The organism is Opitutus sp. (assembly GCA_024998815.1).
Classification (GTDB): Bacteria; Verrucomicrobiota; Verrucomicrobiia; order Opitutales; family Opitutaceae; genus Rariglobus.
This window is the reverse complement of the sequence record JACEUQ010000003.1, coordinates 22,612-37,833: the sequence shown is the minus strand read 5'-3', so window position 1 is coordinate 37,833 and position 15,222 is coordinate 22,612. Positions and strand designations below refer to the sequence as shown.

Annotated in this window: 10 protein-coding genes; 6 read left to right on the top strand and 4 right to left on the bottom strand. The window is 62.1% G+C overall.

Going from position 1 to position 15,222, the window contains the following annotated elements; all coding sequences use genetic code 11:
• Positions 1 to 85: 85 nt before the first annotated feature.
• The 3 genes from H2170_15350 to H2170_15340 form a co-directional block, all read right to left on the bottom strand.
• Positions 86 to 1,381, bottom strand: a complete 1,296-nt coding sequence (locus tag H2170_15350) for a type II secretion system F family protein (GenBank protein ID MCS6301446.1) — start codon at positions 1,379 to 1,381, stop codon at positions 86 to 88.
• 280 nt (positions 1,382 to 1,661) lie between these two features.
• Positions 1,662 to 3,410, bottom strand: coding sequence for a type II/IV secretion system protein (locus tag H2170_15345; protein ID MCS6301445.1), 1,749 nt, complete (start codon positions 3,408 to 3,410; stop codon positions 1,662 to 1,664).
• A gap of 38 nt (positions 3,411 to 3,448) precedes the next feature.
• Positions 3,449 to 5,545 carry a type II secretory pathway, component PulD gene (locus tag H2170_15340; GenBank protein MCS6301444.1) on the bottom strand — a complete coding sequence of 699 codons (2,097 nt, stop codon included), beginning with the start codon at positions 5,543 to 5,545 and terminating at the stop codon, positions 3,449 to 3,451.
• Between the two features lie 177 nt (positions 5,546 to 5,722).
• Between H2170_15340 and aroC the strand changes: the two genes are divergently transcribed.
• Complete coding sequence (aroC, locus tag H2170_15335) at positions 5,723 to 6,826, top strand: chorismate synthase (GenBank protein ID MCS6301443.1); 1,104 nt, start codon at positions 5,723 to 5,725, stop codon at positions 6,824 to 6,826.
• A 52-nt stretch (positions 6,827 to 6,878) separates the two neighbouring features.
• Positions 6,879 to 7,688: a hypothetical protein gene (locus H2170_15330; GenBank protein MCS6301442.1), complete on the top strand. Its 810-nt coding sequence runs from the start codon at positions 6,879 to 6,881 to the stop codon at positions 7,686 to 7,688.
• 204 nt (positions 7,689 to 7,892) lie between these two features.
• On the opposite strand, the gene H2170_15325 is transcribed toward H2170_15330, so the two are convergent.
• Positions 7,893 to 8,804 (bottom strand): AraC family transcriptional regulator, encoded by a 912-nt coding sequence (locus H2170_15325; protein ID MCS6301441.1) that lies wholly within the window; start codon positions 8,802 to 8,804, stop codon positions 7,893 to 7,895.
• A 103-nt stretch (positions 8,805 to 8,907) separates the two neighbouring features.
• On the opposite strand from H2170_15325, the gene H2170_15320 reads away from it, so the two are divergent.
• The 4 genes from H2170_15320 to H2170_15305 all read left to right on the top strand — a co-directional run bounded on the left by H2170_15320 (position 8,908) and on the right by H2170_15305 (position 15,157).
• Positions 8,908 to 10,545, top strand: coding sequence for a fucose isomerase (locus tag H2170_15320; GenBank protein ID MCS6301440.1), 1,638 nt, complete (start codon positions 8,908 to 8,910; stop codon positions 10,543 to 10,545).
• 107 nt (positions 10,546 to 10,652) lie between these two features.
• Entirely contained in the window at positions 10,653 to 11,405 is a 753-nt protein-coding gene (locus H2170_15315) for a class II aldolase/adducin family protein (GenBank protein ID MCS6301439.1), read from the top strand.
• A 47-nt stretch (positions 11,406 to 11,452) separates the two neighbouring features.
• Positions 11,453 to 13,645, top strand: a complete 2,193-nt coding sequence (locus H2170_15310) for a bifunctional rhamnulose-1-phosphate aldolase/short-chain dehydrogenase (GenBank protein ID MCS6301438.1) — start codon at positions 11,453 to 11,455, stop codon at positions 13,643 to 13,645.
• A 60-nt stretch (positions 13,646 to 13,705) separates the two neighbouring features.
• Positions 13,706 to 15,157, top strand: a complete 1,452-nt coding sequence (locus H2170_15305) for a rhamnulokinase (protein ID MCS6301437.1) — start codon at positions 13,706 to 13,708, stop codon at positions 15,155 to 15,157.
• The last annotated feature ends 65 nt before the right edge of the window (positions 15,158 to 15,222 follow it).

Genomic DNA, 15,222 nt, shown 5'->3' with positions numbered 1-15,222 from the left:
CTTGTCCCGCTTATTCCGCTCCTTTGTTAGTATTCAGGTGTTTAGCTGTTCAATGAATCGGCGGTGCCGCGTGGCGCCACGCCGCTCACATCTTAAAACTGGAGCTGAGCTGGAAGACCGCGCTCACAATCGCGAAGGCGATAAAGCCGACGAATGAAAAAACCCCAAGTAGCACCACCGTCGCTATGATGCTGGTGAAGGCGTTTAACTGCGCCGTAATCGCCTTCTGGTAGGTGACCGCGACTTTTTTAAGGCTGGGCACCAGGTTGCCGGTGTTCTCGCCTACCGCCAATTGGTCGAGCACGAGGTCGGGAAAACAGCCGGTGCGCGCGAGCGATGCCGACAACGCCTCGCCTTCCAACACCCGCCCGGTCGCTTCATCGAAGGCCGCCCGATGCACGCGGTTCTGGATCTGCCGCTCGGTCATGCGCAGCGCTTCGCTGGTGGTGATTCCGTTTTCCAACAACACGGAAAGCGTCTGACTGAAGGCGAGGACGGTCTGGGAAACGGAGAACGGCCCGATAATCGGCATGCGCAGCGCCCAGGCGTCGGTTTGCAGGCGGCCGGGTTCGGTCTGCCGCCAGCGCCAAAACGCCACTGCTCCAAAGGCCAGTCCGGCGATTACAAAAATGCCGTACTTGAGGCCGAAATCGGACAGCCCGAGCAGGAGTCGGGTGGAGGTGGGTAATTCGCCGCCGAGCGACTTGAGCAGGGTCTGCAGCCGGGGCAGCAGGAAAAGCATAAAGAACAGGATCACGCCGCCAGCGACAAACATCATGAAAGCTGGGTAGGCGAGGGAGGTGAGGATTTTTTGGCGCAGTTCCTTCTGCTCCTGCAGATGCGTGATGAGCCGGTTGAGCACGTCGTTGAGGTTGCCCGTGGCTTCGCCGGATTGGATGAGGTTGAGCGTCGAGCTGTCGAAGACTGCGGGCAGGGTTCCCATGGCGCGGGAGAGCTGGGCGCCTTCGCTGAGTTGTTCCCAAAGCAGGCCGCACAGCAGGCGCATCCGGGGCTCTTTGATGCGCGTGCTCAGCAAGCGCACGGATTCGCCTGCGGAGAGTCCGCTGGTGGTGAGATCGACCAGGGATTCGAGAAACGGCAGGCGCTCGCGGCGGCTGAGCGCGGCAGAAGTCGGAACTTTCAGCTGAGAGCTGGGAGCTTGGGGCTTGGAGCTTTGAGCTTTGAGCGTGGAGCTGGGAGCTTGGAGCTGAGAGCGCGGCGTTGTGGGCTTGGTTTTACCGGAGGAATTTTCGTGCACGCTCACCGGGGTGAGGCCGCGTGCGCCGAGAAGGCGCAGGGCATCCTTGCGACTGGGCGCAGTCACCTGATCGGTGACGCTCTGGCCGGAGCGGTCGCGGGCGGTGTAGGTGAAGGTGGGCATGCGGGAGGCTTACTTAATGACCAATGGCCAAGGACCAAGGACCAATGGCCAAGGACCAAGGACCAATGGCCAATGACCAAGGACCAAGGACCAATGACCGAGACCAATTGACCAATGGGCAATGACCAATGGCCAAGGCTCAATGGGAGGGGTGGGGGAGTTCATTCGACTCGAGGTGGCTGTTAAAGCGAGATGAGCGGGACGATGGATACCCCATTGGGCATTGAACATTGGACACTGGTCATTGGGCCTTGGTCCTTGGGCATTCCGCGCGGCGCGGTTATTTTTCTACGACGGTGACGACGCGTAGTACTTCGTCGAGGGTGGTGAGGCCGGTTTTGACTTTGGCCCAGCCGGATTGGCCTAGCGTGCTCATGCCGTTGGCCCGGGCGCATTGGGCCAGGGTGCGCGTGCTTTCGCGTTTGAGGATGAGGTCGTGGAGTTCGTCCGTGGGCTTTAGGATTTCGAACAGGCCAATGCGGCCGCGGTAACCCGTGCCTCGACAGCGGTCGCAGCCAACCGGGCTTTGCAACTGCGTGACTCCGTCGGCTTCACTTTCGTCCAGGCCGAGGATCGCCATCGTGTCCTTGAGTTTGATCGCGGCAATGGGCTCGGGGCGCGAGCAGTCGTGGCAGAGGCGGCGCACGAGGCGCTGGGCGATCACCAGCTCGATTGCCGAGGCGACCAAAAAGGGCTCGATGCCCATGTCGATCAAGCGGGTGATAGCGCCGGGGGCGTCGTTGGTGTGAAGCGTTGAAAACACCAAATGGCCGGTGAGCGAGGCGCGGATGGCGATATCGGCGGTGTCGCGGTCGCGGATTTCACCGACCATGATCACGTCGGGGTCTTGGCGCAGGATGCTGCGCAGGGCGTTGGCGAAGGTCAGCCCGATCTCGGAGCGGATCTGGATCTGGTTAACTCCAGGGACTTCGTACTCGATCGGGTCTTCGACGGTGATGATGCGCAGATCGGTTGAGTTGATCTTGCGCAGAAAGGCGTTGAGCGAGGTGGATTTGCCCGAGCCGGTCGGGCCAGTCACGAGGATGATGCCGTGGGGGTAATCGAGGACGTTGTTGATCTGCTCCTGCTCGCTCGGGCTCATGCCGAGGCGGTCCATGCTGTAGGCCTCTTTCTTTTGGTTGAGCAGACGCAGGGAGACGGATTCGGCGTAGATGGTGGGCGCGGTGGCCACGCGGATGTCGAGGACGGTGGCGCCGGCGCGGAAGTTGATGCGCCCGTCTTGAGGCAGGCGTTTTTCGGAGATGTTGAGTTTCGCCATTATTTTCAGGCGCGAGATAATCGCGTCCTGAAAGCGGCGGAGGTTTTCCGGAACGGGGACTTGCACGAGGATGCCGTCGACCCGGTAGCGGATGGTGAGCTGGGTTTCCTGCGGCTCGAAGTGGATGTCAGTCGCCTCGTCGGCGACGGCTTGGGAAATGACGTCGGTGACGAAACGCACCACGGCGGCGTCCGCGTCCACGTCGGACTCGGCTTGAGCGAGGGTTTCGGGGGCGACGTAGGACTCATCGCCATCTTCAAGGCTACCGGAGCCGACGCCGAAGTGCAGGAGGATGAGGTGGTGGATTTTTTCCGGCACGCCGAGGTGCCAGACCAACGGGCGCGGGGTAAAGGTGCGAATCCAGTCGGCCATTACGTCATCGGGCATCCAAGCGGTGGCGAGGTGGAGCGGCGAGTTATGGGGAGCTCGGAGCTGGGAGCTCGGAGCTGGGAGCTCCGAGCTGGTGTCGGCGGCGAGGAGGATGGGCACGAGTTGGTAGTCGTGGACCAAGCGGGCGGGGAGCAGGCCGAGGGATGCGGGGTCGGCTTCGAGGTTGCTGGCGATGTCGAGGCCGGAGGCGGCGGCGAGGGCGGCGAGTGTTTTGGGCTCGTCGAGGCCGAGAGCGGACGCGAGAAGTTTGATGCGCTGGTTGCGTGGGGCCTCGGCGATGCCCTGACGTTGGTCGTTGGAAATACGCTCAGACAAGGAGTCCGGTAGCAGAGTGGGCACGGTTGAGCGGCCAGGCTCCAAGGCGGCTAAATTCGGGGATTCACTCATGGTGCCGCGGTTTAGCTTTTCTTCTTTTTAGCCGTGGGCTCGGGCTTGTCGGCGGGCTTTTCAGCCGGGGGCGGCGGAGGCGGATTAAAGGGGGTGCCGTCGAGGTGCTTTTGGATTTGGTCCTTGTTGGTCTGGCGTTCGATCTCGGTGCGCGCCTGGGCGGTGCCGATGGCGGTGGAGAGAACGTGGGGGCGGATAAAGAGTAGGAGCTCGGTGCGGGAGGCGGTCTTGGTGCGGGCACCGAGCAGATGGCTGAGGACCGGGATCTCAAAAATGAAGCCGAGTTTGCCGCGTGATTTCTCGTTTTTGGTGCGCTGGAGGCCGCCGAGGACGATCATTTCGCCGTCGTTCACGTTGATGGTGGATTTGGCCTGGCGGCGGCCGATGACAGGCTGGTCGTTGCCGTCGACGGGCACGGTGCCGAGGATGTCGTTTACCTGCTGATCAATGGTGAGCTGAATGGAGCCATCATCGCCGATGAGCGGGGTGACCTTGAGGTCGATGGCAATGTCCTTGTAGGTGACCGTCGAGCTGGTGGTGGTGCCGCCGCCGGTGCCGGAATTGGGCGTCGCGGTGGAGCCGGTGATGATGGGGCGGGACTCGCCGACGATGATCTGCGCTTCCTTATTGTGCGCGGTAACGATGGTGGGAGCGGAGAGGACCTTGACCTCGCTCTTGGATCCCATGCTGCCGCTGTTCATGGCGGCGTCGAAGGCGAGGGGATTGACGACGCCGTTTGTCACGTCCCATCCGGCTACACTGCCGGAGAACTTGGTGAGCTGTATCGTGCTGCCCGATTGGCCCACGGTGAGTCCAAGCTTGCTGATGCCGCTCTTGTCGGTGTCGGAGAGGGTGACTTCAGCGATGACCACCTCGATGCGTACTTGGGCAAGGACGATGTCGATTTTATCCACCAGTTCGCGGATGAGGCGGATGTCGTCGCCGGTGCCGCTGATGATGACGGCGTTGCTGCGTTCGTCGGAGGTGATCGTGAGCAAGCTGCTGAACTGGGTGTCCGACTCGGAGCCGCCGGTGGGTGCTGAGGGGGCAGTCGGGGCCTTGGTGGCGGGCTGGGCGTTGGCGGCTGGCTTGGCTGCGGGCTCAGGGGGATTAAAGGGACTGGAATTGCCGAAGCCGGCCTGCGACTTGGTTGCACCGCCGTTGGCCTTGGCGGCGGCGCCCGTTTGGCCGGTGACGATGGTGGTCAGCAGGGTGGCGACTTTATCGGCGGTGGCGTGCTTGAGGTAGATGACCTCGTTGCGCGTGTTGGGGTCGGCCTTGACGTCGAGCTTGGCGATGAGCGCGTCAAAAAAGGGGTGCTGGCGGGAGTCGGCGATGAGGACGAGTTGGTTGGTGCGGTCGTCGGCCGAGAGCGAGAGGGAGTTGCCGAGGGCCTGCTGGGCGGGGTTTTGCAGCATCTGCTTCACGCGGCCGGCTAGGTCGCTGGCCTTGGCAAAATGCAGGGGGTAAAACTTGGGCGAGAAATCGGTGGAGGCGGGGCGGTCGAGGGTGAGGAGCAGTTGCTCGACGCGCTGCAGATTGGAAATGGAATCGGTGACGAGAAACGCGTTGGTGTTGTTAAAAAGAATCGCGCCGCCGAGTTGGACGTTGAGCAGGGAGTTGAGCTGCGGGACGAACTCTTGGGCCTTGAGGTTTTGGAGGTCGAAAATCTTGGAGGCGACCTTGCCGCTGGCGGGAAGTCCTAGGGTGGATTCGGTTAACAACTCGGGGGCTTCGGTGCGGGTCTTGTTGGCGAGCTCGACGATTTTCAGGTATTTTTCGCCCATCTCGACCACGCCGATGTTGTTGAGCGCGAGAACGGAGACGAGCGCCTGGATCGCCTCGGCCTTGGTTACGGGTCGGGGGATGTTGAGGGTGATCGCGGTGGACGGCAGGGCTTGCGGGCGTAGCACGATGCGGCCGGTCCATGCTTCCAGGCGGTCGATCACCAGATCCAGCGGCGCATCGCGCAGACGCAGGGAGTCGATGATCTCCTCTGGTGCGCGGGCCGCCGGAACCGTGGTGGTTACAGAAGCGGGCATCTGCGCAATCAAGGCGGCGGGGGTAAGGCACAGACCGGCAAGGGCAAACGGGCGGGAAAATCGCATAAAATAGAGTACGGGACTTCGGGGGCGAAGTCGCAGAGCAGAGGTGAACGCAGTGGGGTTGTAAATGGAGTTATGCGCTTAACGGGGTGGGGGGGGGGCGAAGCCGGCGCTTTTGGCGTGCGCAGTGTTTTTGAAACTTGCGGGAGGCGGACGGCCCCCCAACCGTGACGCTTTTTCATGCCCAATAGTTTCGGCCATCTTTTCCGTATCACCACCTGGGGCGAAAGCCATGGTCCCGGCATCGGCGTAGTCATCGACGGCTGCCCGCCTTCGCTGCCCATCACCGTCGAGGAGATCCAGGCCGAGCTCGATCGCCGCCGCCCTGGGCAGAGCGACATCAGCACCCCGCGTAAAGAGGCCGACGTGGTTGAGATTTTGTCCGGCGTGTATGAGGGCAAAACCACCGGCACGCCGATCGGGCTTTTCGTGCGCAACACCGACCAGCGGTCCAGCGCCTACAACGAGATGAAGCAGGCGTTCCGCCCCTCGCACGCGGATTTCACTTATCAGGCCAAGTTCGGCGTGCGCGACCCCAACGGCGGTGGGCGCAGTTCGGCTCGCGAGACCATCGCCCGTGTGGCGGCTGGCGCGCTTGCCCGCAAGATCCTCACGCTGGCCTACGGCGTCGAGACCCGCGCCTATGTTACCCGCGTGCACGATATCGCGGTGCCGGCGGAAGCGTTGAGCGCGTTTCCCTCGCTGGCCGAGGTGGAGGCGACCGCAGTGCGTTGCCCGCATCCCGAGACCGCTGCGGCGATGATCGCGCGCATCAAGGACGTGCGCAGCCACGGTGACTCTGTGGGTGGCGTGATTGAATGCCGTATCCGCAATGTGCCGACGGGGCTGGGCGAGCCGGTGTTCGACCGGCTGGAGGCCGACCTCGCGAAGGCCATGTTGTCTTTGCCGGCGACCAAGGGCTTTGAGGTCGGCAGCGGTTTCGACGGCTCGCTGCTCAAGGGCTCCGAGCACAACGACCTGTTTGAAAACCGCGACGGCCGTGTGCGCACGTTGACCAACCGTTCCGGCGGCGTGCAGGGTGGCATCAGCAACGGCGAAGAGATTGTCTTCCGCGTGGCCTTTAAGCCCACCGCGACCATTTTGCAGTCTCAGCCAACCGTGGATTTGGCCGGTCAGCCGACCGAACTCATGGGTAAAGGTCGCCATGATCCCTGTGTGGTACCGCGAGCGGTGGTCATCGTCGAGGCGATGGCGGCCCTCGTCCTGCTCGACCACGCGATGCGCCAGAACGCGCAGAACCGCTCATTTGAGTTTCCAGTCTAATCAACCAACGTGGGGCATGAATCTCATGCCTTTGCTCGATCCCGTACCCGTTATGCCCGCTGAAACTCCATTCATTTACATTATTCTCGGTGCCGCCGGGTCGGGCCGCCGCGAGGTGCTCGCCGACCTGATTGACGGCGGTCTGCCCGAGGGCGCCCACGCCGCTGTGTTGCTCGCCGCTGCCGAACCCGCCGATGCGCAGGACGCACGCCTGCCCTCGCTCGCCCGCTGGAATTGGAGCGAGGGGGCGATCTCCGCCGCGCTGCCTCCCGGTGCCACCCACGTGTTTTTCGTGACCGATGGCCGGCAGAATCCCGTTGATCAGCTGGAGGCCCTGCAAAAATGGGTGCCCGCAGTGCAGGCCGAGATTGGCCGCATCATCACCGTGGTGAGCTGCCGTCTGGCCGAACAACACCCCGTGCTCATCGCTTGGTACGACGCCTGTATTCATTTTTCCGACGTCGCGTTGCTCAACCAGCGCGAGGGGGTTGCCAATAAATGGATGTCCGAGTTCCAGCTGCGGTTTAAAGACCTTTGTTACCCCTGCCTTTTTGAGTTCGTCAAAGCCGGCCGGGTTAAAAACCCGCTTCTCGTACTCGATCCGCAGGCCCGGCGCATGTCCCATATTTTCGACCTCGACGAGTGGACCGGCTTGGACCTCGAAGGCGTCGAATTTGGTACCGAAGACGAGGATGGCATCGAGGTGGTCGACGACCAGCCGGAGAAAAAAGCTGGCCAGGGCAAGGAAGCCGCCGAGGACGACGGCGATGACTGGAGGCCTCAGGTTGATCCCTATTTCCAGCTGCGCCTCGGCGGCCGACGCGAAATGGAGATTCCGGATATCGCCAAGTACCTCCCCTGATCCCCCGAAAACCGGCGTAAGCGCCGGTTTTTTTGTGGGTTAGTAGGCAGTCACACTCAAGTTGTCGGATTGAGTTCTGCGGTAGTGCGGTGCTTCAGCCCGCAGGTTTGATGGTATTTAATTTACAATCGCCGATGCGGGCTAAAGCACCGCACCACTTTCGATCCGACAAGTTTCATGTTACTGCCCACCAGTCTGAACCCATCAGCGGCGGGCCGCAATCAACGCACTGGGGGCCACGCCGTGGACCAACCTAAAACTGCGCGAGAAATGAAACGGGTCGTCCATGCCCACGCGATTGGCGACGTCCTGAACCCGGGCCCCCTTTTCGAGTAAAAAGGCGGCAGCGAGCGCCATTTTCCGCCGTCGCAGGTATTGATGCGGGCTCACACCCAAGAAGCGGCGAAATAACCGGCACACACTTGACGCCTCAAGGCGGGCGGCTGCGGCAATTTCGTCCAGCCCGCGCCATGCGGCGGCGTTCGTGTCGATGAGCGAACGACAGCGTTCAAAATTTTCCCGCGCCGCCTCGGTTCCGGCGTTGGGGCTGAGGCTGGCTCCGCGCGCAGGCGCTTCGCCGATTTTCAACAGGAATACCTCAGCAAGGCGGCTGCAAATCGGGGTGGAGGCAGGCCCGTGGCGTCGTCCCTCGCGGGTGATTTGCTCGGCGAGTTCACGAAGGTCGCCGAGTGCGGCCACGCGCCGAGCCCGTCCATGCAGAAGGCCCGCTCGGGTGAGGGCTCGCGTGACTCCGGGGCCGGCTAGAGCGAAGAAAAACTTTTCCAAGGGCGCATCGGCCTCGGTTTCGATGCGGACAGAGGTGCGCGGCCCCGACGCAAAGCAGACGCCCGGTTCCAATCGGTGCTCGGTGCCATCGAGCACGCACCGCCCGGAGCCGGCGACCACCAGTTCGATCACGGTGTAGGCGTAACGCGTTCGGCTTAGGGTGTAGTCGGGGCGGCAGCGTTCCCTTCCTCCTAGCGTAACGGTTACCCGTTCACGCCACGGGCCAGCCAGTTGGAGGAAAAAGGTGCTGCTGTCCGCCACTTGGGCGGCGAGCAAGGGCGGGTTTTGGGGAAGGCCGATATTATCCATGTGGTGGCTGGTAACGTCCATTCACTTATTGGGTAAATCTGCTAAAGTGGGAAGGTTGATATTCGACCTGTCGACGTAGCCCCAACCCCGCTCAATCCCGTCGAATCCAGCGCTATTCACCACTATGCCATCCGTTAAAAAACTGCCTAAGAAGTGCGTCTATCTCGTCGCCAACGGCGATCTCCGTCAGACGGCCAACGAAAAATGCTGGCCTGCCCAGGCCGCCATGGAAAAACAGCTGGCCGAGGTTGTTGCCTCGTTTGGCTACAAGCTCGTCCGCGCCCACCCCTTCAAGAAGGATGTTAATCATGGCTTCATCTCCTCGCAGAAAGAGGGCATGGCTGTGTTCGCTGGGATTGATCCCACCGCCCCGCTCATCGTCGCCGAGTGCGTCTGGCAGTATTCGCATCACCTCCTTCCCGGTCTAATCTCGCACCGCGGGCCCTTGCTTAATGTCGCCAACTGGTCCGGCACCTGGCCTGGCCTCGTCGGCATGCTCAATCTCAACGGTTCGCTCACCAAGGCCGGCGTCAAATACTCGACACTGTGGAGCGAAAACTTCGACGATACGCTGTTCCTCGGTGGCTTGCAAAGTTGGCTGAAGACCGGTGTCGCCAAACACAAGATCACCCACGTCAAGTCGCTCGCCAAGGTCACGATTCCGGCCAAGGCCCGCGCCGTCGCCAAGAAGATCGCCGACGACCTTCGCGTGAACAAGTCAATCATGGGCGTTTTCGACGAAGGCTGTATGGGCATGTACAACGCCATCATCCCCGACGAGCTGCTGTTCCCGCTCGGCGTTTACAAGGAGCGCCTGTCCCAGTCCGCGCTCTATTACGCGACCACCCAAATCTCCGACGCCGAGGCGCTGGAAGTGTTTAATTGGTGCAAAAAGAAGGGCCTCAAATTCCACTTCGGCAAGGACGAGGCGACCGAGCTCACCGAGCGCCAGGTTCTCCTCCAGTGCAAAATGTACATCGCCGCCGTGCGCATCTCCGACGAGTTCGGCTGCGAGACGATCGGCATCCAGTATCAACAGGGCCTCAAGGACCTCTTGCCCGCCTCCGATCTGGTCGAGGGTTCGCTTAACTCCACGGATCGTCCCCCAGTCAAACGCGCTGACGGCACCGTTATCCGCCCCGATGCACCGATCCCGCATTTCAACGAAGTCGACGAGTGCGCCGGCCTCGACGGCCTGTTCACTGACCGCGTTCACCAAGCCTTGGGCCAGCCCCGCGCCAATACCCTCCACGATTTGCGTTGGGGTGATTGGGACAAGTCCGGCTCCACCGCCGAATACGTGTGGGTGTTCCTCATCTCCGGCAGCGCTCCGGCCGACCACCATATCGATGGTTGGGCAGGCTCCGACTCGCATCGCCAACCGGGCATGTATTTCAAGCTCGGCGGCGGCACCCTGCGTGGCATCGCCAAGACCGGCGAGATCATTTGGAGCCGCTTCTTTGTCGAGAACGGCAAACTCAAGCTCGATATCGGCCGAGCCAAGGTCATCAGCCTGCCGCAAGCCGAGACCGAGCGTCGTTGGAAAGAGACTACATTCCAGTGGCCCATCATGCACGCTGTCACCTATGGCGTGAGCCGCGATCAGATGATGGCACGCCACCCGAGCAATCACATCCAGGTGGCCTACGCCAACAGCGCCAAGGAGGCCGATCTCGCCCTCTACACCAAGGCTGCGCTCGCCGCCGAACTCGGTGTCGAAGTGTTCTTCGCCGGCACCAAAGCCGACGGAAAAGCGTTCTAAGAAACGCGCAGGAGCGGGTGGCGAGTCGTTCAAAAACACCGCCACCCGCCTCTCGTTGGCTCCTGCCTCTCATCAATACCCGCTACTCGCTACTTTCCGCATACACCATGTCCCTAGACGCCCTTCTCAATCTTTCGCATCAACTCGGCCGCGAAGAGCGCCGCCTCGCCATTCTTGGTGAGGGCAACACCTCCATGCGGCACGATGCTGAGACCTTCACGGTCAAGGCCTCCGGCTCCAATCTCGCCACCCTTGCCGTTGCCGGCACGGCCACCTGCCATTTTAGCAAACTCCTCCCGCTGCTCGACGCCGAGAGTATGACCGATATCGCGGTGGACGAAGCCCTGTTCGCTGGTCGCGTTTCCACGGAAATGAAAAAGCCCTCCGTGGAGGCCATTTTTCACGCGTACCTGCTGACCCTGCCCGGCGTGAATTACGTCGGCCACACGCATCCGATCGCGGTCAACGCGATCCTCTGCTCGAAGCACGCCCGCACCTTCGCAGCCCGCCGCTTGTTTCCCGATGAGATCGTCTGCTGCGGCGTCGAGAGCGTCTTCGTTCCCTACACCGACCCCGGCCTCAAGCTCTCCCAGGCCATCAAGTCCGCGGTCGAGGATTACATTAAACGCCTTTCCCGTCCGCCGCGCGTCATCCTCCTGGAAAACCACGGCCTTATCGCCCTGGGAGCCACGCCCGAGGCTGTGCTCGCAGCCACCCTCATGGCGGTTAAAGCGGCCGAGATTTTCTCCACCGCTGCCATCCTTTCTGGTGGCGAACCGCAATTCCTCACCGCCGCTCAGGTCGAGCGCATCGCCGGCCGCCCCGACGAGCACTACCGCCAGAAGGCCCTCGGGCTCTGAGCCGATTCTTAAACTCTAAATCGATCGCTTCTTAATTTCCAAAAATAATGCCTACCTACAACTACGTTAACTTCTGCTGGGACGACGCCAAAGCCGCTGCCCTTGATCCCGTCGGCCGCCTGATCTACCGCTCCAACTTGCTCGGTAGCGACCAGCGCATCACCAACACCGGCGGTGGCAACACCTCGGCCAAGATCATCGAGCTCGACCCGCTCACCGGCGCCAAAGTTGAAGTCCTTTGGGTCAAAGGCTCCGGCGGCGATCTGCGCACCAGCACCCGCGAAAACTTCTCCTCCCTTTATCAGGACAAGCTCCTCAGTCTCCAACAGGTCTACGCCGCCAAGCCCAACAAGGGCGTCAAGTCGCAGGCCGAGGACGACATGGTCGCCATGTTCTCCCACGCCACGTTTAACCTGAACCCGCGTGCTTCCTCGATCGACACCACGCTGCACAGTTTTCTGCCCGGCAAGCACGTCGACCACATGCACCCGAACGCGATCATCGCGATCGCCGCTTCGGCAAACCGCGAAAAGCTCACCCAAGAAATCTTCGGTGGTGAGATGGCCTACGTGGGCTGGATGCGCCCCGGCTTCGAGCTCGGTCTTGCCATGCAGGAAATCGCCCGCAAGCAGCCGAGCGTGAAGGCCATCATGATGGGCCAACACGGCTTCATTTCGTGGGATGACAACGAGAAGGTCTGCTACACGCGCACCCTCGACCTGATCGAAAAAGCCGCTGCGTACATTGATGCTAAGTACGCCGCCAAAGGTGGCGACGCCACGGCCTTCGGTGGGCAAAAATACTCGAGCCTCTCCCCCGAGGCGCGCAACGCCGCCTTCGCCGCCATTCTCCCCTGGCTGCGTGGTCAGGTGTCGCAGCAAAAACGGTTCATCGGCACCGTCCAAGACGACGAAAAGATCCTGCGTTTTGTTAACTCCAAAGACGCCGCCCGCCTCGCCGAACTCGGCACCAGTTGCCCTGACCATTTCCTGCGCACCAAGATCAAGCCGCTGTACATCGACTGGAATCCCCAAGCCGAGGACGCCGCCGCGCTCAAGGCCAAGCTCAAGGCCGGCCTGGACCAATATCGCAAGGACTACGCCGCTTATTACGCGGCCTGCAAAAACCCGAACTCGCCCGCCTTGCGCGACCCGAATCCGACCGTCGTGCTGATCCCCGGCTTGGGCATGATCGCCTGGGGCAAGGACAAGTCCGAGTCCCGCGTCACCGCTGAATTCTACAACTGCGCCGTTGAGGTGATGCGCGGTGCCGAGGCGATCGACACCTACGTCGCCCTGCCCCAGCAGGAGGCTTTTGACATCGAGTACTGGCTACTCGAAGAGGCCAAGTTGCAGCGCATGCCCGCCGAGAAGGAACTCGCGCGCCAAACGATCATCGTCGTCGGTGCCGGCTCCGGCATCGGTAAAGAAACCGCGCACCGCCTCGTCAAAGAAGGCGCGCACATCGTGTGTGTTGACCTCAACACCGCTGCCGCCGAAGCCACCGCGAAAGAGATCACCGACAAAGCCGGTCTCGGCATCGGCGTCGCTGGTTCAGGCATTTCCAACTGCGGCTCCGCCATCGGCCTGACGGCGAACATCACCGACCGTGCCAGCATCCGCAAAATGCTCGATCAAGTTGCGCTCGCCTACGGTGGCTTTGATTCGATCTGCGTGACCGCCGGCATCTTCGTGCCGAGCGACACCTCGGGCCACATCCCCGACGACAAATGGGCGCTGACCTTTAGCCTCAACGTCACCGGCAGTTACCTCGTGGCCGACGAGGCGTTCAAGTCTTGGAAGGAGCAGGGGCTGCGCGGCAACTTGGTGCTGACGACCTCGGCCAACGCCGCCGTCGCCAAAAAAGGTTCGCTCGCCTACGACACCTCGAAGGCCGCCGCCAACCACCTGGTGCGCGAACTCGCCATGGAGCTCTCGCCGCTGGTGCGCGTCAACGGCGTCGCTCCCGCGACCGTCGTTCAAGGCTCGGGCATGTTCCCCCGCGACCGCGTCATCGGCTCGCTGGCTAAGTACGCGATTCCCTACACCGACGACGAGGCGACCGACAGCCTCGTCACCAAGCTGGCCCAGTTCTACGCCGACCGCACGCTGACCAAGAGCCCGATCACGCCGGCCGACCAGGCCGAGGCGTATTTCATCCTGGTGAGCAAACGCCTGAGCAAGACCACCGGCCAAGTCATCACCGTGGACGGCGGCCTGCACGAGGCGTTCCTGCGTTAAGCGCCGCTGCATCCACGTCCCTGATACAACCCGCCTGCCCAACACGCCCCGCCGCCCACCATGTCCGCCAAGAAAAAATCAGCTGTCACGTACTGTGCCGCCATCGACCTTGGCGCGACCTCCGGGCGCGTGATGCTCGGACGCTGGGACGGCAAGCGCCTCGAACTGACCGAGGCGCACCGTTTCCCAAATGCGCTGCGCTCGATGGGCGGGCACGATTACTGGGACGTGGCGGGGCTGTGGGAGCAGGTGGTGGCGGGGCTGCGCAAGGCCGTTGCACTGCTGCCCGAGGGCGCGACGCTCGCCTCCGTGGGCGTCGATACCTGGGGCGTGGATCATGTGTTGGTGGACGCCGCCGGGCGACCGGTATATCCGACTTTTGCCTACCGCGATAATCGCACCCAGTCCGGCTTAAAAGCCCTCGCTGCCGATTCTACCGCGCTCGCCAAGGTGTATGCCGCCACCGGCATCCCCAACGTGTTTTACAACGCCTCGCTGCAACTCGCCGAGACCGTCGCTCAACACCCCGGCGTCGCGCATTTGGCCAAGCACTGTCTGTTCCTTCCCGACTATTTTAACTTCCTGCTTTCCGGCCGCATGGTGAACGAGATCAGCATTGCCAGCACCTCTCAGCTGCTCGGCGTCAAAGAACCGGTTTGGTCCACCGCAGCGTTAAAACACTTCGGCGTCCCCGCTGCGTGGTTCGCCAAACCGGTGCTCGCCGGCACCCAACTCGGCGCTGTGAGCGGACTCGATTTTTTGAACAACACCCAAGTGGTCGTGGTGCCCGGCCACGATACTGCGTGCGCCTACGACGCCATGCCTGCCGCACCCACGGGCGACGACCTTTTTATCAGTTCCGGTACCTGGTCGCTCGTCGGCTACGAGAGCGACACGCCCGTGCTGGGCGCTTCGGCACTCGCCGCGCGTATTTCCAACGAACGCTGCGGTGATGGACGTTACCGCCCGTTAACCAACGTCATTGGATTGTGGTTACTCGAAGGCATCATGAAGGACTTTGCGTCGCGCCCCAAAACCGACGCCAAATGGGCTCAACTGATCGCCGCCGCCGAAAAACTCCCAGCTCCCGCCGCGTTGCTCGATGTCGCGGATCCCGCGTTCGCCAACCCTGCCTCAATGAAGGCCGCCATTGACGCGCAAATCACGAGCCGCCGTCTATCGCCGCCGCAAAGCCTCGCCGCCTACACGCGCCTCATCTGCGACTCCCTTGGCCACGGCCATGCGGCCGCTAAGGCGGCGTTCGAGCGCATGAGCGGGCGCAGCTTTAAGCGCATTTTGATGGTCGGCGGCGGCTCGCGTAATCGCCTCCTGTGCCAAGCCACCGCCAATGCCGCCGGCCTCCCTGTCGTGTCGTTTTCCCTCGAAGGCTCAGCGGTGGGCAACCTCGCCAGCCAGCTCGTTTCCCTCGGCGCGGTTAAAGACCTCACCGCCTTCCGCGCGCTGCTCGCCCCCACGCTCAGCCCTGTAATTTATACCCCTAAACGCAGCTGATGCTCTTTAGCGACCAAACCGAGTCTTTAACGCAAAGTCGCAGAGGCGCAAAGAAAGCATTTCCT